Origin of the sequence: Staphylococcus piscifermentans, assembly GCF_900186985.1 — a bacterium.
GTDB lineage: Bacteria > Bacillota > Bacilli > Staphylococcales > Staphylococcaceae > Staphylococcus > Staphylococcus piscifermentans.
The window spans coordinates 618,876-641,800 of record NZ_LT906447.1 but is presented as its reverse complement, the minus strand read 5'-3'; the positions used below and the strand labels follow the sequence as shown (position 1 = coordinate 641,800).

The 22,925-nt window shown below is 35.7% G+C and carries 25 protein-coding genes and 1 pseudogene; 7 read left to right on the top strand and 19 right to left on the bottom strand.

What is annotated here, in order from left to right; translation table 11 throughout:
• Window positions 1-23 precede the first annotated feature (23 nt).
• From sdaAA to CKV71_RS02610, 3 genes and pseudogenes are all read right to left on the bottom strand, one after another.
• Complete coding sequence (sdaAA, locus tag CKV71_RS02620) at window positions 24-914, bottom strand: L-serine ammonia-lyase, iron-sulfur-dependent, subunit alpha (protein WP_095103529.1); 891 nt, start codon at window positions 912-914, stop codon at window positions 24-26.
• Window positions 915-926: 12 nt separating this feature from the next.
• Window positions 927-1,604, bottom strand: coding sequence for an L-serine ammonia-lyase, iron-sulfur-dependent subunit beta (sdaAB, locus tag CKV71_RS02615; RefSeq protein WP_095103528.1), 678 nt, complete (start codon window positions 1,602-1,604; stop codon window positions 927-929).
• Between the two features lie 42 nt (window positions 1,605-1,646).
• Window positions 1,647-2,686, bottom strand: a pseudogene (locus CKV71_RS02610) (PTS sugar transporter subunit IIC).
• A 689-nt stretch (window positions 2,687-3,375) separates the two neighbouring features.
• Here CKV71_RS02610 and CKV71_RS02605 point away from each other — a divergent pair.
• Window positions 3,376-3,936, top strand: coding sequence for a hypothetical protein (locus tag CKV71_RS02605; protein ID WP_095103526.1), 561 nt, complete (start codon window positions 3,376-3,378; stop codon window positions 3,934-3,936).
• Between the two features lie 146 nt (window positions 3,937-4,082).
• Here the strand turns inward: CKV71_RS02605 and CKV71_RS02600 are convergent, their stop codons facing one another.
• Both CKV71_RS02600 and CKV71_RS02595 read right to left on the bottom strand, forming a co-directional pair.
• Window positions 4,083-5,099, bottom strand: coding sequence for a LacI family DNA-binding transcriptional regulator (locus CKV71_RS02600; RefSeq protein ID WP_095103525.1), 1,017 nt, complete (start codon window positions 5,097-5,099; stop codon window positions 4,083-4,085).
• A 72-nt stretch (window positions 5,100-5,171) separates the two neighbouring features.
• Window positions 5,172-5,942 carry an alpha/beta fold hydrolase gene (locus CKV71_RS02595; protein ID WP_095103524.1) on the bottom strand — a complete coding sequence of 257 codons (771 nt, stop codon included), beginning with the start codon at window positions 5,940-5,942 and terminating at the stop codon, window positions 5,172-5,174.
• A gap of 273 nt (window positions 5,943-6,215) precedes the next feature.
• On the opposite strand from CKV71_RS02595, the gene CKV71_RS02590 reads away from it, so the two are divergent.
• Window positions 6,216-7,229, top strand: a complete 1,014-nt coding sequence (locus CKV71_RS02590) for a HoxN/HupN/NixA family nickel/cobalt transporter (protein ID WP_095103520.1) — start codon at window positions 6,216-6,218, stop codon at window positions 7,227-7,229.
• A gap of 12 nt (window positions 7,230-7,241) precedes the next feature.
• Here the strand turns inward: CKV71_RS02590 and CKV71_RS02585 are convergent, their stop codons facing one another.
• The 4 genes from CKV71_RS02585 to CKV71_RS02570 form a co-directional block, all read right to left on the bottom strand.
• Window positions 7,242-7,568 carry a branched-chain amino acid transporter permease gene (locus CKV71_RS02585; RefSeq protein WP_095103517.1) on the bottom strand — a complete coding sequence of 109 codons (327 nt, stop codon included), beginning with the start codon at window positions 7,566-7,568 and terminating at the stop codon, window positions 7,242-7,244.
• Between the two features lies 1 nt (window position 7,569).
• Window positions 7,570-8,280, bottom strand: coding sequence for an AzlC family ABC transporter permease (locus CKV71_RS02580; protein WP_095103514.1), 711 nt, complete (start codon window positions 8,278-8,280; stop codon window positions 7,570-7,572).
• Between the two features lie 170 nt (window positions 8,281-8,450).
• On the bottom strand, window positions 8,451-8,846 hold the full coding sequence (locus tag CKV71_RS02575) for an acyl-CoA thioesterase (protein WP_095103511.1): 396 nt from the start codon (window positions 8,844-8,846) through the stop codon (window positions 8,451-8,453).
• 82 nt (window positions 8,847-8,928) lie between these two features.
• Entirely contained in the window at window positions 8,929-9,486 is a 558-nt protein-coding gene (locus tag CKV71_RS02570; RefSeq protein WP_095103508.1) for a GNAT family N-acetyltransferase, read from the bottom strand.
• A 124-nt stretch (window positions 9,487-9,610) separates the two neighbouring features.
• Here CKV71_RS02570 and CKV71_RS02565 point away from each other — a divergent pair, with 124 nt between their 5' ends.
• Complete coding sequence (locus CKV71_RS02565; protein WP_095103504.1) at window positions 9,611-10,357, top strand: amidohydrolase family protein; 747 nt, start codon at window positions 9,611-9,613, stop codon at window positions 10,355-10,357.
• 92 nt (window positions 10,358-10,449) lie between these two features.
• On the opposite strand, the gene CKV71_RS02560 is transcribed toward CKV71_RS02565, so the two are convergent.
• The 7 genes from CKV71_RS02560 to CKV71_RS02530 form a co-directional block, all read right to left on the bottom strand.
• The gene (locus CKV71_RS02560; protein ID WP_095103499.1) at window positions 10,450-12,192 is read right to left on the bottom strand and encodes a pyruvate oxidase; all 1,743 of its coding nucleotides are present in this window, start codon (window positions 12,190-12,192) and stop codon (window positions 10,450-10,452) included.
• 113 nt (window positions 12,193-12,305) lie between these two features.
• Entirely contained in the window at window positions 12,306-12,992 is a 687-nt protein-coding gene (locus CKV71_RS02555; protein WP_095103494.1) for an LrgB family protein, read from the bottom strand.
• Window positions 12,989-13,375, bottom strand: a complete 387-nt coding sequence (locus CKV71_RS02550) for a CidA/LrgA family protein (RefSeq protein WP_095103490.1) — start codon at window positions 13,373-13,375, stop codon at window positions 12,989-12,991. The genes CKV71_RS02555 and CKV71_RS02550 overlap by 4 nt, the downstream gene beginning before the upstream one ends.
• Before the next feature lie 326 nt (window positions 13,376-13,701).
• Window positions 13,702-14,589, bottom strand: coding sequence for a cidABC operon transcriptional activator CidR (cidR, locus tag CKV71_RS02545; RefSeq protein WP_095103487.1), 888 nt, complete (start codon window positions 14,587-14,589; stop codon window positions 13,702-13,704).
• 233 nt (window positions 14,590-14,822) lie between these two features.
• Complete coding sequence (locus CKV71_RS02540; protein WP_095103485.1) at window positions 14,823-15,998, bottom strand: ABC transporter permease; 1,176 nt, start codon at window positions 15,996-15,998, stop codon at window positions 14,823-14,825.
• Window positions 15,995-16,675 (bottom strand): ABC transporter ATP-binding protein, encoded by a 681-nt coding sequence (locus tag CKV71_RS02535; protein WP_095103483.1) that lies wholly within the window; start codon window positions 16,673-16,675, stop codon window positions 15,995-15,997. Before CKV71_RS02535 ends, CKV71_RS02540 begins: the two co-directional genes overlap by 4 nt.
• Window positions 16,672-17,766 carry an efflux RND transporter periplasmic adaptor subunit gene (locus CKV71_RS02530; RefSeq protein WP_095103479.1) on the bottom strand — a complete coding sequence of 365 codons (1,095 nt, stop codon included), beginning with the start codon at window positions 17,764-17,766 and terminating at the stop codon, window positions 16,672-16,674. Before CKV71_RS02530 ends, CKV71_RS02535 begins: the two co-directional genes overlap by 4 nt.
• Window positions 17,767-18,012: 246 nt before the next feature.
• On the opposite strand from CKV71_RS02530, the gene CKV71_RS02525 reads away from it, so the two are divergent.
• Together CKV71_RS02525 and CKV71_RS02520 are read left to right on the top strand one after the other, a co-directional pair.
• Window positions 18,013-18,621 carry a YIP1 family protein gene (locus CKV71_RS02525; protein ID WP_095103477.1) on the top strand — a complete coding sequence of 203 codons (609 nt, stop codon included), beginning with the start codon at window positions 18,013-18,015 and terminating at the stop codon, window positions 18,619-18,621.
• A 105-nt stretch (window positions 18,622-18,726) separates the two neighbouring features.
• Window positions 18,727-19,548, top strand: coding sequence for an alpha/beta hydrolase (locus tag CKV71_RS02520; RefSeq protein ID WP_095103475.1), 822 nt, complete (start codon window positions 18,727-18,729; stop codon window positions 19,546-19,548).
• Between the two features lie 11 nt (window positions 19,549-19,559).
• Here the strand turns inward: CKV71_RS02520 and CKV71_RS02515 are convergent, their stop codons facing one another.
• Window positions 19,560-20,069 (bottom strand): methylated-DNA--[protein]-cysteine S-methyltransferase, encoded by a 510-nt coding sequence (locus CKV71_RS02515; RefSeq protein WP_095103473.1) that lies wholly within the window; start codon window positions 20,067-20,069, stop codon window positions 19,560-19,562.
• Between the two features lie 236 nt (window positions 20,070-20,305).
• On the opposite strand from CKV71_RS02515, the gene bioB reads away from it, so the two are divergent.
• Complete coding sequence (gene bioB, locus CKV71_RS02510; protein WP_095103471.1) at window positions 20,306-21,316, top strand: biotin synthase BioB; 1,011 nt, start codon at window positions 20,306-20,308, stop codon at window positions 21,314-21,316.
• Between the two features lie 172 nt (window positions 21,317-21,488).
• On the opposite strand, the gene srtA is transcribed toward bioB, so the two are convergent.
• Complete coding sequence (gene srtA, locus CKV71_RS02505; RefSeq protein WP_095103469.1) at window positions 21,489-22,097, bottom strand: class A sortase SrtA; 609 nt, start codon at window positions 22,095-22,097, stop codon at window positions 21,489-21,491.
• 148 nt (window positions 22,098-22,245) lie between these two features.
• Between srtA and CKV71_RS02500 the strand changes: the two genes are divergently transcribed.
• Window positions 22,246-22,512, top strand: a complete 267-nt coding sequence (locus CKV71_RS02500) for a hypothetical protein (RefSeq protein ID WP_095103467.1) — start codon at window positions 22,246-22,248, stop codon at window positions 22,510-22,512.
• Between the two features lie 46 nt (window positions 22,513-22,558).
• Here the strand turns inward: CKV71_RS02500 and CKV71_RS02495 are convergent, their stop codons facing one another.
• Window positions 22,559-22,858 carry a hypothetical protein gene (locus tag CKV71_RS02495; protein ID WP_095103465.1) on the bottom strand — a complete coding sequence of 100 codons (300 nt, stop codon included), beginning with the start codon at window positions 22,856-22,858 and terminating at the stop codon, window positions 22,559-22,561.
• Window positions 22,859-22,925 lie beyond the last annotated feature (67 nt).

The following is a 22,925-nucleotide window of genomic DNA, read 5'->3' as shown; positions in this document are numbered from 1 at the left end:
TGTATCAAATTGAATACATCGTTTTATGATTTAACTTCAGCATCGCCAAAGATTTTACGTTTAATAGCTTCGCCAGTTGGAGTACCTGCTAATCCGCCTAAACCAGTTTCACGTAATTCTGCTGGTAAGTTGCGGCCGATTTTGCCCATTGCTTCGATAACTTCATCAACTGGAATTCTGCTTTCTACACCTGCTAATGCTAAGTCAGCAGAAATCAATGCGTTGCCTGAACCGATTGCATTACGCATAACACATGGGATTTCAACTAAACCGGCTACCGGGTCACATACAAGTCCAAGCAAGTTACTTAATGAAATTGCTAATGCATGACCAGAAGCTTCTGGTGAGCCTCCGAAAATTTGAACAGCTGATGCTGCTGCAATCGCTGATGCTGAACCAACTTCAGCTTGGCAACCACCTGTTGCGCCTGCAACACTTGCGTTGTTTGCAACAACACGGCCGCAAATTGAAGCTGAGAATAAGAAGTCGACCATTTGATCTTCAGTAAGACCATGTGTGTCTTCTAATTTAAACAATGTACCAGGAATTGTACCTGAAGAACCAGCTGTAGGAGTAGCACAAATAATACCCATTGCTGCATTCACTTCGTTAGTTGCAACTGCGCCCATAACCGCTTGCATCATTTCATTACCTGAAAGTGAATGATTGTTTTCATTATAGTTTTTAATTTTAATTGCATCTTGACCAGTATACCCTGTTACACTTTTAACGCCTTCGCCAGTTGTCCCTTTTTTAACTGCGTCGCGCATTACTTCTAAGTTTTGTTTCATTTGTTCACGAACTTCTTCTCTTGATTGTCCGCTTCGTTCCATCTCATCTTGGATCATAATTTCTGCGAAACTCATGTCATGTTTATTCGAGTAATCAATGATTTCTTGAATAGTATCAAACATAATTACACCTCTTTATTTAATATATGCAAAGTTTAAGTCGCTATATTTTTCTCTCATTTTGTCTAACACATCTTCGCTAAGTGCTTTGTTTAGGTGCATTGCGATTAAGCAACCTTCTTGGTTAATCGTCTTAATTTCTTCGTTAATGTCTGCACCGTTTTCGATTAAATCATTAATCAAATGATTAATTGTAGCATTATCCGTTGGCCCATCTACTTCTAAGATAGGTAAACCATGGTTCATTAAGATACATTGTCCATTTACGTTAATACTTTTAATTTTAATTGTTCCGCCACCAATTGAAATACCGTTCACTTCGATGTGACGATCGCCGCTATCTGCTTTAATTAGCGCACAGTTAGGGTGTTCACCTAAGCTTTTACCTGATTCTTCGATAAATTTGATTTTAATACCTTCATCTTTAGCAATTTCAACTGAATTTTTAATACGTTCATCAAAGGTACTATAACCTAATAATCCACCAATGATAGCTACGTCAGTACCATGACCTAAATGTGTTTTTGCGAAAGATTCATAGTAATGAATTTCAATGTTTTCTGGTTCGCCTTGCAGTACTGTTCGTCCTGCGTTACCAATTTTTACTGCGCCTGCTGTATGTGAACTAGAAGGTCCCATCATTACAGGTCCGATGATATCAAATGCGCTCTGGAAATCCTTTTTTCTTGCCATAGCGTAGAGTCATCTCCTTATCTATTTGTTAGAAATGAAATATTAGTTTGCTTGAGTTGATGTTTTACGTCCTGGTAATTTTTCACTAAGTTTATTGAAATTGATTTTATTGATAAGTTTAGCCAAAATCCAACCAAGTATAATACTTGTAATGGCAACAGCAACAATACCGATAATACTAGGCACTGGTTTGTTGAAACCGAATAATACAACTGCACCAGCTATTGGTGTAGCCATACCCGTTACGTTGATTACTAAACCAACGGCAGTAACGATGATAGCGTTGAATACACCTATAATCGCATTGGCACCATAAAGCTGTATTGGATATTGGGCGATAGTATCGATTTGAGTAAGGGGTTCAATTGCAACGGCAAACGCTTTACCAAGATTACCGATTTTCAATCCTCTGAATAACATGAAGTTCGCGAATGAAGCACCTGTACATGTCAATGCACCGATTGCCATTGGAACGCCAGTTAATCCTAGCAAGCTTGTTAAAACCATTGAACTTAAAGGAGTCATACCTACCACTGGAATGATCAATCCTAAAATAACTGCTAATGCATATGGGTTATTGTCTCCAACTGCTGTAATCGCACCACCGATTTGTTTTAAGACACCCATAACTGCTGGAGAAATAAGTCCTGCAATACCGAATGTTAATGCTGGGGCAACCAAGATTACTACAATCAAGTCTAACCCTTCTGGAACTTTTTTCTCGATAAATTTAATTACATAAGCAACAAGATATGCTGCGATGAAAGCTGGCAATAATTTAGAATCATGTAATACAAGTCCTACAATTACTGCAAAGACTGGTGAAACACCCATGTTTAAGCAAGTCAGAATACCTACAGCAATACCGCTTAAACTTCCTGCTAAATCACCAATCTTTTGGAAAAATTCAATGTGGAATACCCCACCAATTGCGTAACTTAAAAATGCTTGAGCAAGAATGTCGCACAAGCAGCACCCGAAAGCGCTTGCAAACCTTTCTTACCGTAAGGAGCAAATTTTAAAAATAAAGACATTGCAATGAGGACAAGTATTAAAGTCCCTGCTCCCAAGATAATATCCATGTCAAATGACCTCTTTTCCTTTTATATATTTAATTTTCCTACCACCGACATAATACAACCATTAGTAAAGCGTTTTCAATAGCATTCTAAAATTATTAATTGGCAATTTGCGAATAAATTCACAATCTTTTTATTACGTGTAAAATTGCTTTTTTAAGTTAAATTTATTTTGTAATTTTAGCCTATTTAGCAATAAAGTTGTCACAATTAGTTCGCAAAAGTGCCATAGTTTCAAAATACTATTAATAGATAAAAATAAACGTGTTATAACCCTTTTAATGTTCAAAGACTCCCTTTAGACTTTTTCCATTAAATTACCAACGATTTATTTTCCGTTGACTACTATAACACTTTGCAAATCATGTTTAAACCAACTATTTGCATTAATTTGTTGGGAAAAATGAGTATATCCCTTGGCATTGTAAGCGTTTGTCTTGTACAGACATCTAAAAAGTTCTAATATACTGAAATTTACGAACTTTATCCTATTTTTAACTCACCTTAAATACTTCTTAACATTACTGTGTAATGCTAAGAGTGAAGAGATTATTTGATAAGTTATTATCTTAATCACTATCTTCATTTATAGGTTGATATTTTTTGTCTACCTCATCCTGCCGATCCAACATACCGAAATTACAACAATGGATGACCAGACACTTTCATTTTGGAATAGGAGTGTTGTTCGCATGGTAATGAAGTTAAGTACAAAGAAATGCTTGCTTCATGTTTCTACAATCGCATTAAGCGGTTTATTATTTACTAATACGTCTGGAGTGATGAATGCTGCTGAAAGCAATAATATCTCAAACCAACAATCCGCTGAACAATCCGCTTTGGTTACAAACACTGATACGGCAAAGCAAAACACTGATTACGCAAATTCAGCTCACATGGCTGATGTTAATACAGATGAACCCGCTTCGTCTCCTCTCAATCAAACTGCAAACCCTAATGCAGGAACCCATTCAAATACAGAGGGAAGCATTTCAACAAATGCTGATCAGTCAACCAACAGCCAGCAAGCGAATCAAAAGAAAGAGATACAGCAACCAGCAGCAACTCATGAAAATCAAGCAGGGAAAGATGATAGCACAAAATCTCAAAACGAAACCTCATCATACTCTGACTTGCCAGAAGCAGGACACGTTGACCATCCAGAACAGGGTGCTGTCATAGCCATTATTATCGGTATCGTAGTTTCAACTATTGCGTTGATTAAAACACGCAGACAAAGTCTTAAGAAATAACCTCTGATTTAAGATTTGAGCATTATTTCTACATTAACGGTATATTTTATTCTTTATATCACCCAAAACCCTTAACATTAAAAAGGAACCGAAACGTTTAACTTCCCTTTCATCAAACGTTTCGGTTCTATTCTTATTTTAAGTATTTATTGGCTTGAATCTCTGATTATCACTTGAGAAGCCAACCAATCTGATTTTATTTTAGTAGTTTCGCCTTTGAAAAATCTTTGCAACTGTTTGAAAATAGAAGCTCCGATTTCATTTGAAGCTATTCCAACAGCAGTCAATTGAGGTTGATTTGCTGTATTCCAAGTGTTTTCTTCTAATGTCACAATTGCAATATCTTCTGGCACTTTTAATCCTTTATGATGCAACGCTTGCAAAACACCGTTTAATAAAGCGTGATTTGCAGTAATAAGAGCAGTCGGCATTTTACCGCTATTGAATACTTGTTCTACAGCTGCACTGCCGTAGTTCTCGGTCGCATTCATACTTAAATCCGTATATTGATACGTAATTAAACGTTCATCCATGCTTAAATCATAATCTTCCAAAGCAGCTTTATACCCCATTCTGCTATCAGCAGCTGTGCTGGTTTCTGGATTGCCTAATAGGAGACCAATCACTTTATGCTGTTGTCTTAATAAGTGCTCTGCTGCCTTGTAGGCTGAATCCTCATGATTTAACCCAATATAGGGTAAAGATTCATCCTCTATATGGTTATCAATAATCAACATCGGAATATCACGCCATCTCTGTGCAATACGCATCTGTGCAGACACTGGAGAAACAATAATACCATCTACTTGCTGAGAAACAAACCAATCAATTAATTCATCTTGGCGCGCTGCATTTTCATTTGAAGCCATTGCAATAATGCGAATAGATTCGGATCCTTCTTGATGTTCAATTGCATCAATAATAGAAGCGTAATAAGCATCATGTCTTGGAATGATAAATGCTATTGTCTTGGTCTGCTCTCCTCTCAGAGATTGTATATAACGACTCGGTTCATAGCCGAGCATTTCTAATGCTTCTACTACTTTATCTCTGGCACTATCACTAGCTACATGTCGCTTATCTTCCAAGATCTTGTTAACCGTTGCGATAGATAAACCTGAAATTCTAGCAATATCATGTAATGTAGGTTGTGATTTTTTCATTTTAAAACTTCCTCACTTTATTTTACTAAAAATTAACTTTTAAGACTGCCCGCACTCTTAAATTTTTACTTTTTATTCATTATCTTGTTCTACGCAAGACAATTCGAACTCTAACCAATTGACAATATCTGAGAGTAACATACCACGATAGGAGGTTACATTCAGTAACTCATGATTCAAGCCATCATAAATACGTAAAGATTTGTGTGTAGTATCTGCTTCTTTATAAAATTGAATGGCATCATCTGAGCTGACTACTTTGTCATCCCCACCATGCATAATCAACACACAATCAGTAAATTGCTTATAATCAATATTAATTTCATGCAGACGTTGGCGGAAATTTTGAATCATCCGTTGTTTTTGTACACTTTCCATTCCCTTATCTTCTTCCTCATTAGAAGATTCATCTCCAGCATCATCTCTCAATAAAGGTTGTCCAGTCGGAGATAAACCTCCGCAAGATACAAAGCCTAATACTTCATCCGGATGCTTAATACCGAACATCGCTGCAATAGAGCCTCCGACACCGTGGCCTAATATAAACACTTCACCCGTCAATTGCTTTTTCACATAATCTACTACGGCTTTTAAATCTTCCACTAAAATATCTATACGCTCATGTAATTCTTTAATTCCTGAAGTATTAGAATGGCTACGTTGGTCATACCGTATCACATTAAAATCATATTCATTAAAGAAAGCTGTTACTTCATCGTAATCATCCAACTCTTCAGTCAAGCCATGCACCACTATCAAATTCGCAATTGGACTTTCCCCTAAACTGATTTTGGCATATAAATTTGTAGAGTCGAATGATGAAATATAATTAATATCAGACACAAATAACAACCTCTCTCTCAATTTTGTCGTTTATACTTTATTTACCCCAACCTAATATAGAAAATACACACATTTGCTTATTAACTCCAAAGGTCATCGTAATTATTTTACATTACCTTCATTGGAGGATTAAAATAAGAAAGTCATCTACAAAAAAACTACTTTTGTTGTTTAATTAATAAAGTTTAATAAATGGATTGATATTAGGTACATTATTAGAATTCAAAAATAACATCAAGGATTTCACCTAATAATCGTGAAAGAAGGAATAATGTGAACACTAAATTTTCACAATGGAGTTGGCTGCCATATGTCAGTATTGTCTGCCTACTTCATATTATCGGCTTTGTATGCTTGTGGATTGCTGCGAAAGATGCTCATATTCTGTTAGGAATGGGGTTACTTGCTTATACGCTGGGCCTGAGACATGCGTTTGATGCAGACCATATAGCGGCTATTGATAATACAGTTCGAAAATTATTGCAGCAAAGAAAGGATCCGGCGGGCGTAGGTTTTTATTTTTCTATCGGACATTCTACTGTGGTCTTTATTATGGCAGTTTTACTTGGAATTTCCGTCCACTGGGCGAAAAATCAATTACCTCACTTTCAAGAAATCGGCGGCACAATCGGTACGATAGTCTCTGGAGTCTTCCTGTTATTAATCGGTATCTTAAATTTAATTATTTTAGTGTCACTCGTTAAATTATTTACAAAACTTAAAGAGCAGAAAGTCAGCCATCAAGAGTTAGATCAGTTGTTAGATTCAAGAGGATTCTTTACCCGCTTCATTGGTCCATATTTCAAATTAATCAATCAAAGTTGGCATGTTTTACCGCTTGGCTTTTTATTCGGATTAGGATTTGATACTGCAAGCGAGATTGCTTTACTAGCATTGTCTTCAGGCGCTTCTCAGCATGCCATTTCCTTTATAGGCATCATTTCCTTACCTATTCTATTTGCAGCAGGCATGAGTCTACTAGACACCTTAGATGGCATCTTAATGAAGTCTGCCTACAATTGGGCATTTCTAAATCCAGTCCGCAAGATATACTATAATATCACAATCACTGCAGTATCAGTTATCGCTGCCCTTATAATCGGTATGATTGAATTGTTGCAAATTATGGGTGATAAGTTCCACTTCCAAGGTGCATTCTGGCAACTTGTTCAGTCTATGAAATTTGACTATATTGGCTATATTCTCGTAGCCGTCTTTATTTTAACTTGGTTCATATCAACTTTGATTTGGAAACTAAATCACTTTGATGAAAAAAGTTCCTCATAGAGCCCTAGCTGCTTAAAATACTAATTGCACTAGCAACATATAGACAATAGTACCTCCAGCAATAGAAATCAGCATATTACGCTTGATCAGATGCAAGCCGACCAGCACACCTATAGCAATCAATTCTGGAATTCCGTGACTGCCTGACATAATCGGAGTCTTGCGTAAAGCATAGACGACTAAGAAACCAAATACAGCTGCTGGCAAAACTGCACCTAAATATTGCACATATTTAGGTGTTTCTTTATTTTTAGAAAAAATCATGAAGGGTAGAAATCGTGTTAGCATTGTACCTAATACGACGACCCCGATTGTGATGATTTGTTGTGTCAATGTCATCTTAAGCCACACCCTTTCTAGCAAAATAACCTCTTAAAAGCGAGAGTGCAATCACGATTAAAATCATAGAAGGCAAGATAAATTGATTAGGCCCGAATAGAATCAAACAAATAATAGGAATAGCTAATCCGATTAATGAACTTACATGATTCTTTTCTTTCAACCAAGATTCTAAAAAGATAACGACAAAGAGTGCTACCATCACAAAATCTAATCCCTTGGTATCGAACTTAATCATGACACCGAACAAACTGCCTACAGTAGTTCCGAAAAACCAATACAATTGGTTCAATAATGTGACATAGAACATAAACAAACCGCGGTCCACATTCTTCGGTATGTTCGCCATACTATTAATTACAAATGTTTCATCGCACATTCCAAATATCAAATAAGGTTTTTTAGCGCCTGTCCCTTTAAACTTATCCAACATAGAAATACCATAAAACAGGTGTCTAGAGTTCAACATTAAAGTTAAGAAGAAAGCACTGAATGGATTAAACGGCGCAAGTAATAAACTGCCCGCTACAAATTCCATAGAGCCCGCGAATATCAGCAAACTCATTAACATGGCATAAATAGGAGGAAATCCTAAAGAATGCATATAAATACCATAAGCCATACCTATAAAGGTAAATCCAGCAAAGATAGGAATCGTTTGAGGAAAAGCCGCTTTTAAAGCGGTGATATGTGAATGTTGCTTCTGTGTCATTTCTATCATGCCTCTTTTCTGCTATGTAAAAAAAGAGCTGAGACATATATACCTAAAATGTCTCAACCTATATTATAAGAAATGTGAAATGAAGAGTAGCGACTCAGAGTGTTCGCTCGTATAGCTGTCTCTCTTCATATCCGCTCATTATTATCGAAATAAAATAATAACTAAATATTTCTAAAAATTTCTGGGACTGGAGCAATTTTCTGTTCTCGAATATTATAGAAACCGCCATACTGTGTTCCAGTAGCATGTACTTTATCACCAGAGGAGATTTCAAATTCAAATGTCCATTTTAAACGGCTCATCTTAGTCACCCAACACTTACCGACAGGACGATCATGAATAGTAATCGGTACTTTGTAATCTATTTCAGTGTGCATGAGAATCGGCGAAATATCCTCTTTCAACATGTCAGAGGCATTCATATGTTTATTGACAAATATTGTTCTCAAATCTTCAAACCAACGTACATACACGATATTGCTCACTATTCCCATAGCGTCAATATCATATCCGTTTACTTCAATTTCAGCTTCAGCTGCAAGTTTGCGCTCTTCCATTTTTCAACCTCTCCCTTTTTATCTTTACTTTTCTATTATAGCAAAATTTAAAGAAATGGTTGATAGGGAGTAATCTTAGAATTTATAGTGTAGTCATTTGAAATTCACTTTTTAATAACGCATAGCGTGCAAAGTCTTCAAAATGACCACGTTCAAATAATTCATCTTTGTCTGTTCCTACATATGTAAAACCACAATGTTCAGCCACTCTGATGCTTGGTTGATTTTTCACATTAGCCATTATAGTTAACTTGTTTAACTTCAAAGTATTAAAAGCAAAGTCGCACAAGGTTTGAAGGCAACGTGTAATGATACCCTTTCCTGTGTGATTTTGAGCTAGCCAATAACCGATACTTGCTTTCTGATGTGTTTGGTCAATTTGATGCAAATCAATAGTTCCGATTAATTCATTTTCTAAGAAAATAAAAAATAAGCGTCCTGTCCCTCTTGCATGTTGCGCTAACATCAACTTAATAAATTCAGTTTCATCTTGCACTGTATTGGTATCGTCGATAAAGGGTAAGTACTTAGATAAATACGTTCTATTTTCATCTATCACTTGAAATAATTGTTCTGCCATTATTAATTCTGGTTGGACTAATTTCAATTGATTATTAATAGGAATATAAGAAGTTTGCATCCTTTTCCCTCATTTCTATGTATTAATGATGAATAGGTTGATTATAGAATATTTGTCAGAATATTACAATATTAAAATCGATTTTTTACTTAGCTAATTACTTACTTTAATTGGAGGTTACATAATGAAAATATTTGACTCACATTTTCACATTATTGATTATCGTTATCCTATTATTGAAAACCAAGGTTACTTACCCCCTAATTATTTAATTAAAGATTACAAAAAAGATACTAAAAAATTAGACATCGTAGGCGGTACAGTAGTGTCAGGTTCTTTTCAAGGATTCGATCAACAGTATTTAATTCACACACTCAATAAATTGGGCAAAGGATTCTATGGAGTAACTCAGCTACCTATTGAAGTATCAGATAAAAAAATCTTAAAGCTTAAATCACAGGGCATTACTGCGGTGCGTTTCAATATTCAGCGGGGCGGTATAGAAAGTTTGAAAAATCTGCGTTATTTTTCTGAACGTATTTATGAATTGGCAGGTTGGCATACGGAGCTCTATTTAAACACTAAGACATTGTCACAAATAACAGATACTTTAAAAGCTTTACCACGTGTATCTATTGATCATCTCGGACTATCCAAGGAGGGTCTACCGACATTATTAGATTTAGTTGACCATGGGTTACATGTGAAAGCGACAGGTTTCAGTCGCGGTAATCTAGATGTAGTTGAAACGATGAAACAAATTTATATGGTTAATCCGGAAGCGTTGATGTTCGGTACAGACTTACCTTCAACACGTGCGCCCCAACCTTTTTCTCTGAATGACGTCAAAAAGATTCAAGAAGCTTTTGATGAAGAAGCTTGCAGCAAGATTTTTTATCAGAATGCACAGCATTGGTATCAAAAGAATTAATAAAAAAATAGAGCCGCTGATTATGATTGGGATAGTCATAACCAGCGACTCGGCTAGGGTATAGGATATTCTATTTAGATGAGTGTTTCGAATTATAAGAAACGTTTAGCTGCTGTTGATAATGGTGGGATTTCATCTAAGTCTAATTTTTTATCTTCAGTGATTGATCTATATGCCCATTTAGCATAGTTGATTGCTTCGTCAGGTACGATTTTACCTGGAAGTGGTGCAGCATTAGGATCAACATGAACATCAACAAGTGTTGGTCTGTTTTCTTTGAATGCAGCTTCTACAACTGTATCAATGTCAGATGGGTCAGTTAATGTGTAACCAGCACCGCCACAAGCTTCAGCGAATTTAGCCATATCCATTTCAGAGAAATCGATAGCGTATTCTAATTCACCAGCTGCTTGTTGTTCATATTTAATGAAGGCTAATTCTTTATTGTTCATAACAAAGATTACCATTGGCATGTTATATTGAACTGCAGTTGCGAAGTCTTGCATTACCATTTGGAATGCACCGTCACCAGCAATACCGATAACTTGACGGTTAGGGAATGCTACGTTTGATGCGATAGCGCCTGGTAAAGCACAACCCATTGTACCTAACCAACTAGAAATGATGAATTCATTACTTGGTTTCAAGCTAAGGTAACGTGTTGACCAAACTGTTGAAGTACCAACATCGATTGAGTAAACAGCATCGTTGTCTGCTTCTCTGTTGATAGCTTGCATTAAGTGTTCTGGACGAATTGGGAATGCATCATTATCAAGGTCTTTTTGCATCCATTCTTTCCATGTTTTAAGGTTATCTAATGCTTCATTTAAGAATTTACGAGTCTTAACTGGTTTAACTAAATCAGTTAATTCAGTTAAAGCGATTTTAGCATCTCCGATAATACCAGCGTTAACATTGAAACGGTGACCGATTGCTTTAGGATCAACGTCAATTTGTACTGCTTTGATATTTTTCTTAGGTAGGTAGTCAACGTAAGGATAGTTAGTACCAACCATGATTAATAAATCAGCATTTTGCATTGCTTGATAAGAAGCTTTAGTACCGATTTTACCTAAGTTACCTAAGTTGTATGGGTGATCATCAGGAATGATTGTTTTTGCAGGTAACGTAATGATTGTCGGAATTTTAGCTTTGTTAATCAATGCTTCTACTTCTGGTCCAGCATGTTTTGCACCAGTACCCATTAATAATACAGGTTTTTTAGCTTTGTTAATTAATTTAGCAGCTTTTTTGATTTTAGATGGGTTTGGAGCTGGAATTGTAGGGCGTTTTTTGTTAACTGGTTTGTTAGTTGTATCTTTAACTTTGCGAGTTAACAAGTTGTTAGGCAAGATTAAAGTTGCCACACCTTTTTTCTCATAAGCTGTTTTAATTGCTTCATTAACGATACCAAAGATATCGTCATCTTTTTCATTAATTTGTCTGTTATAAACAGATACATCTTCACATAGGCTTAACAAGTTAGTTTCTTGGAAAGCTTTAGTACCAAGCAAGTTACTGTTTGATTGGCCGACAAGTACTAATTGAGGTACGCCGTCCATTTTAGCGTCGTACATACCATTTAATAAGTGAACTGCACCAGGTCCGCCAATTGCTAGTGATACCCCGATTTTACCAGTTAATTTTGTATAAGCTGCAGCTGCTAAGCTTCCAACTTCTTCATGACGTACATGATAGAATTTAATTTGTTCACTAACTGTACGCAAACTATCTACAACTGCATCGATTGAATCTCCTGGGATACCATATAAGTGATCAACATCCCATTGTAGTAATGCTTCTACAAGCGCTTGATTTGCTTTAATTTTTGCCATTTCAAAAATAGCCCCTTTCTATTTGTAAAAACTAACTGAATTCAAACTACCCTTTAGCGTTTGAAAAGTCGTTATGCTTTTGTGCCTAAACAATGAATAACTCTTTCGCTACGTTAGTAGAAAAAGAGAATGAGGATGGGTAAAAGTACTGAACTAATTACCGCAGTTAATATCATTCCGATTGAACTGAAAGCTCCCGATTCCAGATCCATTTCAAGTGCTTTAGCCGTTCCGAATGCATGGGAGGCATTCCCATAAGCCATTCCTTTCGCAATAGACGATTTGAAATGACCCATTCTCAGTAACAATGATCCCAACATACTGCCGATTAAACCGGTAGTAATAATAAAGAGGACAGTGATGGTATCGGCGCCGCCCATTTGGTGCGATACCTGAATACCGACTGCTGCTGTAATAGAACGCGGCAAGAGTGTTACAATATCTTCTTTTGAATAACCCAGTAATTTCAATGAAAAGAAGACTAACGTAAAGTTAAGTACCACTCCTGTAATAACACTTGCGAAAATGATATTAAAATTTTCGACGATTTTGTGCCGATTAATATATAGTGGATATGCTAAACATACTACTGTACAGCTGAGAAGTTGGTTAATTACCTTACCACCAGACATGTACCCACTATAATCTTGACGAAACAACACTAACACGATAATTATCCCTAGTGAAGCAATTAGGGCTGGATTAAGAAAAGGATTCTTATATTTTTGTTGGATTTTCTTAGCGGCAAGGTACATGATAACGGTTAGTGCAATCATTAAAATGCCTTTAATCCAAATCATGATACATGATGTCCTTTAGTAACATGTGTTCTGTTCGCCATTTTTTCTGCAATAAGTCCAGAAGTAAACGCTACTGCAATAGTACCGAGTATAATAACAGCAAAGAAAACGATGAAGTTTAAATGAATATCACTTACAATATCCATGACTCCTACTACAGAAGGTATAAAGAAAAATACCATTGTAGTTAATAAGAAGTCTGCACCGTCTTTGACCCATTTGACAGGAATTATTTTAAATTGTAATAGTAGGAAAAAAAGTCCTAGGCCGACGATGCTTCCAGCTAATGGAATATGCAATAAGTGTTGGATGGTGTTGCCTAACATTGTAATGCCATAAATTACTACGACTTGTAATATTATTTTTAATACTCTAGCGGTCATAAGCCAACACCTCTCCTTTATTTTAGTTGTATAGAGTGATTTATTTTTTAGTGATTCTGGTGTTTGAATCAGAGTGTAAATAAATCATTCTATGCTATTTCTTCTGACTTACAACCATTATTCTATGACAACTTTGTGTATAATAAAAATATCGATTTTAGATAGTAACTATTACTTTTTTCTATGTAAGCGATGCCATCTATTACTTTTCTTTCAAATGTGAAAATTTTAAAAACTTAAATGTGTCAATATTATAGTTCTAAAGCTGGCTAGAGAAGAAATAATAAGGGGTTTAGACAAAATTATGTCCAAACCCTAAACTTTATCTATTCTTTTGTAGTTAAAGCTGTCTTCATATAGTCAATATACTCTCTTGTGGCATAGTTGATGTACTTTTCTTTTTTCCAAATAACACCAAGTTGCCATCGCATTGCGTCATCATTAATCTTCAGACTATGTATCGGCCCATTCAACATTTTCACAATATTTTCAGGCAAAATGCTAACGCCTAGACCTTCTGTCAATAAATTTTCAATAAAGTTCCACTGTGAAATTTTAGAAATTGTTTTAGGAACGAATCCAGAACGCTTTGCAGTTTCAATTATTTTATCATTCAAGTAAAAATCCTCATTGAAAAGTATAAAATCCTCATTTGCCAGTTCTTTCATCTCAACCGTGTCCTGCTGGGCTAATGGATGCGTTTCGCTGACTACAAGTAATAAATCTTCATTATATAGAGGAATCGATTCAAAGATTGCATTATCAACTGGCAGAGTGGTAATACCTATATCAATTTCATTACTAATAATTTGTTGTTCGAGAGCTTTGCCGCCGTTTTCGACGAGATTATAAGTGATGTTAGGATACATCTGATGAAAATCACCTAACGTTTCAATAAATTTATTCATATTCATCACAGCAGACAAGCCAATACTGATATGTCCCGCTTCTAACCCTTTCAATTGATTCACTTCTTTAGGGAGATTATCGAAAAGATTCATAATTTCTAATGATTTCTTATAAAAAATCTTACCGCTATCTGTAAGAGATAAATGACGTTTGCTGCGATCAAACAAAGGACTTCCCAATTCATTTTCTAAATCCTTAATTGCTTTACTGATTGTTGGTTGAGCTACGTATAATTCTTTTGATGCATTTGTCATACCGCCTTGTTGAACAACGGCAATAAAGTAGCTCATTTGTTTAATATCCATTTGAATGTCCTCCTTTCTACATTTAATTTTATTCTCAATTTAAAGATAGCCAGTTTTGTTAAAATATTCAACTTTAAGCATGAAGGAAACGAGGCATAAATAACATTGGTTGAAATGATTTCGTCATGTCGCTCCTCCAAAATTAATTAGAAGCAAGCACATTTCTATTTAGAAAGCTACTGCCAGTTCAAAAAGTAAGAGCTGAGACAAAACTTGTCCCAGCCCCCTCTGGCTTACTTAATAATATCAATCAATTCTTTTTTCGCTGCTGCACGTGCAGGAATCCAACCAAATACAACACCTATTAATGTTGAAACGCCTACAGCTAATAGCACTGAGCCTAGACTGACTACGCTCTTGATGTAGCTTGGTGTGACTGCATCAACGAGTGATGCGATAGCAATACCGAGTATTAAACCGATAATACCACCTATTAAACATAAGACCACACTCTCGACTAAAAACTGTATCTCAATATCTCGTGCTTTAGCTCCAAATGCACGCCGTATCGCAATTTCTTCAGAACGTTCTGCAACCGAAATATACATCACGTTCATTACTCCGATACCAGCAATAAAGAGTGAAATACCCGCTACTGCTGCTACAAAGTATGTGATACCGTCAAATATTTTAGTAATACCTTTCATCATTTGTTCGGTATCAGAATACTGATAAGTCCCTGCTGATTGTCCAGAACCTTTTTCACTTAATTTTTTAGCTACTTTATTAGCGACTTCTTTTTTGTTGCTGCCTTCATCTAATTTAATTTCAAGTTGAGCCATATTTTGAGTAAGATTCGGCAAATAATGATCGAATGTTTTCGTAGGCATATAGACAGTATTTTCCTCTGTACCTTCATTAGCAATGCCTATTACTTTAAACCCTTCATCTCCAATGAAAAGCGTCTTGCCGATTGCTTCATTATGAAATACTTTTTTAGCAATTTGATTATCGACAGTTATTACTTTTTCTTCAAGCTCATTATCATCTGAAGAAAATCCATGTCCTTTATCTACGCTATCATAGGAATTCTTTTTATATACATTGAGGTCTCCATGATGTTGGCTATTAGTCATTTTGGCTTGGAAAGACTGATTCTTGTCTTCCTTTTTATGCGCACTTGCAACGCCATCAACACGTTCAGCTGTCTGTATATCATTAGGAGAAAAAGGATCTGTTTTCTCATTAGAGTCTCCTGTCGGTATAAAGTTAATAATCGCTGCATCTTTAGAAGCACCTGAATCAGAGAATTGCTCTGAAGCTGTCTTCTTAAAACCATTACCTAATGACATTATGGTAATAACTGCTGCTATCCCTATGATAATACCAATCATAGTGAAGATATTACGGCGTTTATTCTTCATAATTGAACGAAGTGATACGGATAATATATTTGCTAATCGATTCATCGTATCACCTCTTCTTTTTGAATACGACCATCCAATATATGAATGATACGGTCTGCTTGTTCTGCCACTTCGCGGTCGTGCGTTACCATAATCATAGTAGTATGTTTTTCTTCATTCAATTTAGTAAACAACTCCATGATGTCTTCTGAAGTTTTGGAGTCTAAAGCTCCTGTAGGTTCATCGGCAATGATGAAATCTGGTCGATTCACTATAGAACGTGCAATCGCTACACGTTGCTGCTGACCCCCAGATAATTTATTCGGAACTAAGTTTTCTTTATCATATAGCCCCACGTCATGCAGTGTACTTAATACTCTCTTTTTTCTTTCTTGACTTCCTATACCTGCATAAACTAAAGGAATGCTGACATTTTCTAAAATGGTATTATTTTGTATTAATTTAAAGTTCTGGAAGACAAAACCTACCACGTGGTTTCTGATTTCAGCTAACTTATTATCCGAACTGCGTTTATAATTTTTTCCATTGAATAGATAATCACCACTATATCCGCGGTCAATAAAGCCGATAATATTAATCAATGTACTTTTACCTGAACCAGATGGCCCCATTATGGCAATAAATTCTCCTTTATTAATTTCAAGGTTGATATCCTTTAAAATATGGTTGATTTTATCACCGTTTTTAAAAGAGCGATTTATGTTTTTTAATTTAATCATTTCGCCACCTCTATCTTATCTCCACTTTTTAAAGAAGATTTAGGGTGCTTAACAAGTTTGTCTCCTTCCTTCAAGCCTGATTTCACATATTTTTGTCCATCTCTTTCTTCTATTTTAATTTGACGTTTTTCCACTTTATTGTGTTTATCAATCACGTAAACATAATTACCTTTGGTTAAAACGCTTGATGGTAATTTAATAGCATGAGAAGGAACTGAAACATCTAATGAGAAACCTGCTCTGACTGGTTTTGAAAGGTTGCTGATAACTACATTATATTTTGAAGCGTCACTTGAGCCGCCCTTTCCATCAACGTCATTTACTACAGGATTTGAAGCTTGGCTTGCAGCGCCTCCTTCTTGACCTTCGCCTGCATCGTCTCCTGCACCGGGCATGCCAGCTGATCCACCGCTGTCACCTTGCAAATTGTCTTCATAACTTGTAGGCAATTCTGAAACTTGCTTGATTTGGCCTGTTCCTTTTTCGCCAGTGCTGTTGACTTTGAAATCAACTTCTTTACCTTTTTTAATTTTGTTAAGGTCATATTCAGACACTGTAGTTTTTATCTGCGGCTCATTGGAAACCAATTGTAAAATTGTTTGGCCATCATTTGGTTGATCGCTTTGCACGATTTGGATTGTTCCTGGGAAACTTGCATATATACTGTCATTTACTTGATTATCAAAATCATTCAATGCTTTATACGCCTTATTTAATTGTGTAAATGTATTATCATCATTCGGTGCTTTGTTTCTTGCTTGCTGTGCTTGGTTCACCTTATTTACAAGGTCTTCTCTTGAATTTCCGCTCGTATCATAACTGATAAGCGGTTGTCCTTTTTCTACCTTTTGCCCGTCTGAAACTAATGTATATAAATAGTTACCAACAGAACTATTATTTAAATAAGATTTTACTGAATAAGGGGAAGCTTTCCCTTGCATAGTTAATGGACTTTCATATTTGGTTTTATAAACTTCATATGTATTTTTGTTATCAGAATCTCCTGAGGTCTTTTTTACAACCAGAGCAATAATAAATAATACTAATATCGCTGCAATAATCGAGATAATCCAAATTGTTTTCCTTTTCAAGTCGCTCGCTCCTATCTTATATTTTGTGACTAATAAAGCGTATCATAATTTTAATAAAAAAATATACATTTACAAAGATTATAACAAAACTGTAAGCCTTGTTGGTGAAATTTCATGAATTCTTATTATTCCATCCTGAATCTCATTAATAATTTAGGAAATTAATCTTTTTATTAAATTATGGTTATCACTTTTAAAAGAGTATGGTAAGATATGATTTAATTACAAAATTTGGAGGAGTACATCATGGATCAATCTAATTTAATTCTCGGCTCTACTTTCAGTAAATTTAGAGAGCAACCTAAATGGGCGCTGAATCTTATCATTTGGCTGATTGTTATTTCAGCTTCAATTTGGTTAACCTTTAGTTTTTCAGATGTTACAGGACAACTTACACAAGCAAATCCAGATGCTGATATGGACAAGGCCAAAGCTATTATGGGGCCTGTATCAATAATTACGAGTATTTTTGGTTCACTCTTTACATTACTTTTCTCTTGGCTTATCGTTTTAGCAATTGCACGAATCTTTAAATCACAAGTTAGAAAGCGCAGCATTTTCGCTGGTACACTTTTTGCTTTGTTAGTAAGTTCATGCATTGCTTTAGTAGTTACTTTAATTCAAGTCATTGTGGGATTAGATCTAGTTCAATACAGTATCACTAGTCTTAATATCTTTGACAAAGGCAATAAAGTGTTGGGTGCTTTTAATTTGCAAACACTCATTTCAGGTTATTTATTCACTTTATTACTTTATAAAACTTGTCGTCTTTCAGGGAAAGTCTCAATTATTTTCGGTGTAGTATTTGTTGTTTTATCAATTGGTTCTGCTCTGATAGGTGCAATTGGACAATAGTATTAGAACAAGGGCATGGACATTATTTTGTCCTGCCCTTTTTACTTTCAATTGATTTAACAATCTTCTAATATAATTAATAATTATGAATATAGGAGATTTCAAATGACAGAAAAATTACTATCTATCAAAACCAAAGATGATTTCATTTTAAAAACTCATGTGATTCCAGCTGCCGAGAAACCGAAAGGCGTTATTGTTTATTACCATGGGGGTGGGTTGATTTCTGGTTCTCCAACTGATTTAAATGAAAATGTTATTAAGGTACTTACACAAAGTTTTCATTTAGTACTGGCACCTTACCGTCTCGCTCCAGAATCTGATTTTGAAACTATTATTTCAGATGCATTTGCCGTGTTTGATGAAATTGCTGAATTATATTCTGACTTACCCATATTTACTTTCGGTCGTTCATCAGGCGGTTATTTAGCTATTCAAATAGCCGCTCATAGAAAAGTAAAAGGTATATTAGATTTTTATGGTTATAGTCAAATAGATCTACCTGAATTTCGTCATGAACATGAAATTTTTAAACGCAAAACTTCAAAGCTGACTGAACCTATGATTCAGCTGATGTTGCAATCTTCTCCTATCACATCCGGGCCGACTCAAATCCGTTATCCGCTCTATCTTTATACGAGAGGTAATGCTTTGTGGTATGAATATGTTGGAATAGAAGATGCTGCTGCGACTTTCCTTAATCTCTCAGAAGCAGCACTCAAAAAACTTCCACCTATTTTTATCGCACACGCTGTAAACGATATCGATGTACCTTATAGCGAAGCTTTAAGATTACATCATTCCGTTGTAAACAGTTCGCTTGTAAGTATTCCAACTGATGAACATGATTTCGATAGGGTAATGACTCCAAAAGTAGCAGAAGTTTATCAAAAAGCCGTTGATTTTTTGATAAAACTTCTAAATTAGATGAGCAGAAATCACTCTTTAAAATCGTCTAAATTATGATGTTCGCAAGCTAATAGCTGTTTCTTAGTTTCGATACCGCCGCCATACCCAGTTAAGCTGTTATCTTGTCCCACTACGCGATGACAAGGAATAATGATAGAAATAGGATTGCTGCCGACAGCTCCCCCTACTGCTTGTGCTGACATTTTCTTTTTGCCGCGCTTTTCAGCAAGCTTTTTGGCAATTTCTCCATATGTCACTGTTTCACCATATGGAATCTTGGCAAGTTCGTTCCAGACTTGTTCTCTGAACTCTGTTCCCGCAGCTTTATAAGGAAAGTTGATTTCTGGATTCTTTCCTTTAAAATATGCATCTAACCATGTACTTACTTTCTTAAATATCTCTTGCTCATCTTGATTTACTTTTTCTAAATTTGGGTTGTCTTTATTCAATTGTCCCGCATAATAAACACCAGTTAAGTTTTCACCATCTGATTCTAACGTCAAGATACCAACTGGTGATTGATAATCAGTAATATACATTTTAAGTCACCTTTCTTTTTTACACCTTCATTAATATAAACGCTCTTTCTGCTCTTTTTTCTTCTTTTTTCAAAAAAATTCTTAACAATATTATGTATGAAAAAGAGAGACGCCTCAAATGAGAAGTACCTCTCTAAATCAAATATTTTTAAATACAGCTTGCTTTATTCTTTTATGGAATGTAAACTTTTCATTGTTAATAGTTAACATATTTTTAGAAAAAGGGGATTTGAACCATGGAGATTGCACATAAAATAATTAATGGCGGTGCATTAACCAAGCAAGAGGCTTACGATTTATACACAGATACATCAATTGATACATTTACTTTATTAGATGAAGCGTATGCTGTACGTAAACATTACTATGGAAAGAAAGTTAAATTAAATATGATTTTGAATGCTAAAAGCGGGATTTGTCCAGAGGATTGTGGGTACTGTGGTCAATCTCGAGATATGAAGCGTAAAGATCGCTATGCTTTAATTCCGGAAAACGATATTATCGCAGGAGCAGATGCAGCTGCAGACAACCAAATTGGTACATATTGTATTGTAATGAGTGGACGCGGACCAAGTGATAAAGAAGTGGATCATATTACTGAGTCTGTGCGTGCAATTAAAGAAAATCATCCTCAATTAAAAGTGTGTGCTTGTCTAGGTTTAGCTAATGAAGATCAAGCACATCGTTTAAAAGAAGCAGGTGTAGACCGTTATAATCATAACTTAAATACAAGCGAGAACTATCATGACACTGTTGTATCAACACACACATATGAAGACCGCGTAAAAACTGTAGAAATTATGAAGGAAAATAATATTTCACCATGTTCTGGTGTGATTTGCGGGATGGGAGAAACTGCTCAAGATAGAATTGATATGGCCTTTGCTTTAAAAGAATTAGATGCAGATAGTATTCCTATTAACTTCTTGCATCCGATCCAAGGTACTAAGTTCGGCAATATGGATGAGTTGACACCAATGAAATGTTTACGCATTATTGCACTCTTCCGCTTAGTCAACCCTACTAAAGAAATCCGTATTGCTGGTGGACGAGAAGTCAACTTGCAATCATTGCAGCCTTTTGCATTGCTTGCTGCGAATTCAATCTTTGTGGGTGACTACCTAATTACAGGCGGCCAGCCGAATACTATGGATTATCGTATGATTCAAGATTTAGGCTTTGAAATTGATTGCAGCAATCTTCCTGAAGATACAGCTGAAAAAATCACTGAAACTTTGGAAGCTTAAAAGAGTAAGGGAGCGGGACAGAAATAATTTTTGATTAAAATTATTTCGTCTTCCCGCTCCGGCAAGGCTAACTAGAATAGAAATAAGCTTGGAACAAGCGTATTTTCTATTCAGATAGCTACTGCCAGTCCATAGAGAAAAGCTGAGACATTATTATGTCCCAGCCTTTTTCTTATGCTACTCTCTTCGCTACAAAAATGCTTCTCTTTTCCCATTCATTGGTTTGCGGATTATAATCATCACATGTAATCAATGTAAGTTGTTCTTTTTGCCCTTTATGCTCATCTAATACACTAACTTCATCCGGACTCACATCCTTGATTGAAGTCATTTTATACTTGCGGGTTTCATCACCGACTTTAAAGGTTACTTTCGCTCCCTTTTTCACTTTGTGCAGATTAGTAAATTGGTAATCTCCACTTGTATTGGTGTGCCCTGCAATAGAAATGTTCTGCTGGTCTAAAGTTTCATCATCTTCTGCAAGACTTACACCACGATTCAACTGTTCCGGTGTAGCGGCCCCTGGATAAACCGGTTCTTTAATATTGACACTCGGAATATCTATGTAGCCTACTAATTGCGATTTATCCTTCGGCACTTGTGGTGCTGCTTTATGTTTGTCTTTATGATCTGCTTGCTGCTTATCATATTGTTCGATTTTTTCGTCGTTTTGTTTTCCTGTAATAAAATGATCAATTTGGGGTTTAAATAGGAAAAAGACCCCCACTAAAATGAGCAATACTCCTATAATAGAGAATAAACGAGAACGCCATTTACGCATACTTTTCCTCCTAATAAAATTCTTGATGTCAGTTGTTAAATTATATCACGCTTTCTACCTTACATATAGCCTTTATCACATTCTGGTAATCTGCATAAAAATATTATACAATAAAATATAAGACTTACTTTTTCCGAGGAGAAAGATGATGTGGAAATTAATTAAAGGATTATTTATTGCACTGGCCCTAGTAGGTATTTATAAATTGTGGCAAGACGATCGGTTGCTCACTTTTATTCCGCAAATGTATCACCAATTCGTTGATGGGCAATTTGCAGATCAAGTCAATCAATGGACGAATGAATATCCATTTTTGCGGAAACTTGAAAGCTTTACAGAACATCTGCCGTCTTTATATGATTTACGACATATTCAAATTTCAGATTTCACTCAACATAATGAAGCAAAGCAGTGATTCAGACATGTCCGCACAGACATTCATGAAGCGACTGCTTTGCTTTTTATTTATCATGTTTTAATTTTAAAGATTCTTTATAAGCAGCTTCTGCAGTTTGAAAGTGCTTGCTGCGTGGCAGTACGTGATTCTCTACTGCGTTTTCATAAGCGGCTAACTTTGCGCCTTCTTTCTTCTTAGGATCTTTAAAGACAGCTTTCAATTGCGCCTTCGTCGTAATGCCTTTCATCTTTTGCTTTTGGGCAGCAATCGCATCGGAGTCATGATGCATTTCTGCTTTAATCATATTATAGCCAGAACCCATAATCAGCATAACGAGCAACAACCCAATGATTAAATTCTTCATGTTGAAAAACACCTCGGTTTCATATATTCCCTTGTATTATACGCTCATTTCCCCGTCATCCTAGTCT

What these genes read in the sequence shown, in the direction of transcription:
- sdaAA (WP_095103529.1), bottom strand. Translation starts at nt 914, where the DNA reads ATGTTTGATACTATTCAAGAAATCATTGATTACTCGAATAAACATGAC.
- sdaAB (WP_095103528.1), bottom strand. Translation starts at nt 1,604, where the DNA reads ATGGCAAGAAAAAAGGATTTCCAGAGCGCATTTGATATCATCGGACCT.
- CKV71_RS02605 (WP_095103526.1), top strand. Translation starts at nt 3,376, where the DNA reads ATGGTAATGAAGTTAAGTACAAAGAAATGCTTGCTTCATGTTTCTACA.
- CKV71_RS02600 (WP_095103525.1), bottom strand. Translation starts at nt 5,099, where the DNA reads ATGAAAAAATCACAACCTACATTACATGATATTGCTAGAATTTCAGGT.
- CKV71_RS02585 (WP_095103517.1), bottom strand. Translation starts at nt 7,568, where the DNA reads ATGACATTGACACAACAAATCATCACAATCGGGGTCGTCGTATTAGGT.
- CKV71_RS02580 (WP_095103514.1), bottom strand. Translation starts at nt 8,280, where the DNA reads ATGACACAGAAGCAACATTCACATATCACCGCTTTAAAAGCGGCTTTT.
- CKV71_RS02575 (WP_095103511.1), bottom strand. Translation starts at nt 8,846, where the DNA reads ATGGAAGAGCGCAAACTTGCAGCTGAAGCTGAAATTGAAGTAAACGGA.
- CKV71_RS02570 (WP_095103508.1), bottom strand. Translation starts at nt 9,486, where the DNA reads ATGCAAACTTCTTATATTCCTATTAATAATCAATTGAAATTAGTCCAA.
- CKV71_RS02565 (WP_095103504.1), top strand. Translation starts at nt 9,611, where the DNA reads ATGAAAATATTTGACTCACATTTTCACATTATTGATTATCGTTATCCT.
- CKV71_RS02560 (WP_095103499.1), bottom strand. Translation starts at nt 12,192, where the DNA reads ATGGCAAAAATTAAAGCAAATCAAGCGCTTGTAGAAGCATTACTACAA.
- CKV71_RS02555 (WP_095103494.1), bottom strand. Translation starts at nt 12,992, where the DNA reads ATGATTTGGATTAAAGGCATTTTAATGATTGCACTAACCGTTATCATG.
- CKV71_RS02550 (WP_095103490.1), bottom strand. Translation starts at nt 13,375, where the DNA reads ATGACCGCTAGAGTATTAAAAATAATATTACAAGTCGTAGTAATTTAT.
- cidR (WP_095103487.1), bottom strand. Translation starts at nt 14,589, where the DNA reads ATGGATATTAAACAAATGAGCTACTTTATTGCCGTTGTTCAACAAGGC.
- CKV71_RS02540 (WP_095103485.1), bottom strand. Translation starts at nt 15,998, where the DNA reads ATGAATCGATTAGCAAATATATTATCCGTATCACTTCGTTCAATTATG.
- CKV71_RS02535 (WP_095103483.1), bottom strand. Translation starts at nt 16,675, where the DNA reads ATGATTAAATTAAAAAACATAAATCGCTCTTTTAAAAACGGTGATAAA.
- CKV71_RS02525 (WP_095103477.1), top strand. Translation starts at nt 18,013, where the DNA reads ATGGATCAATCTAATTTAATTCTCGGCTCTACTTTCAGTAAATTTAGA.
- CKV71_RS02520 (WP_095103475.1), top strand. Translation starts at nt 18,727, where the DNA reads ATGACAGAAAAATTACTATCTATCAAAACCAAAGATGATTTCATTTTA.
- CKV71_RS02515 (WP_095103473.1), bottom strand. Translation starts at nt 20,069, where the DNA reads ATGTATATTACTGATTATCAATCACCAGTTGGTATCTTGACGTTAGAA.
- bioB (WP_095103471.1), top strand. Translation starts at nt 20,306, where the DNA reads ATGGAGATTGCACATAAAATAATTAATGGCGGTGCATTAACCAAGCAA.
- srtA (WP_095103469.1), bottom strand. Translation starts at nt 22,097, where the DNA reads ATGCGTAAATGGCGTTCTCGTTTATTCTCTATTATAGGAGTATTGCTC.
- CKV71_RS02500 (WP_095103467.1), top strand. Translation starts at nt 22,246, where the DNA reads ATGTGGAAATTAATTAAAGGATTATTTATTGCACTGGCCCTAGTAGGT.
- CKV71_RS02495 (WP_095103465.1), bottom strand. Translation starts at nt 22,858, where the DNA reads ATGAAGAATTTAATCATTGGGTTGTTGCTCGTTATGCTGATTATGGGT.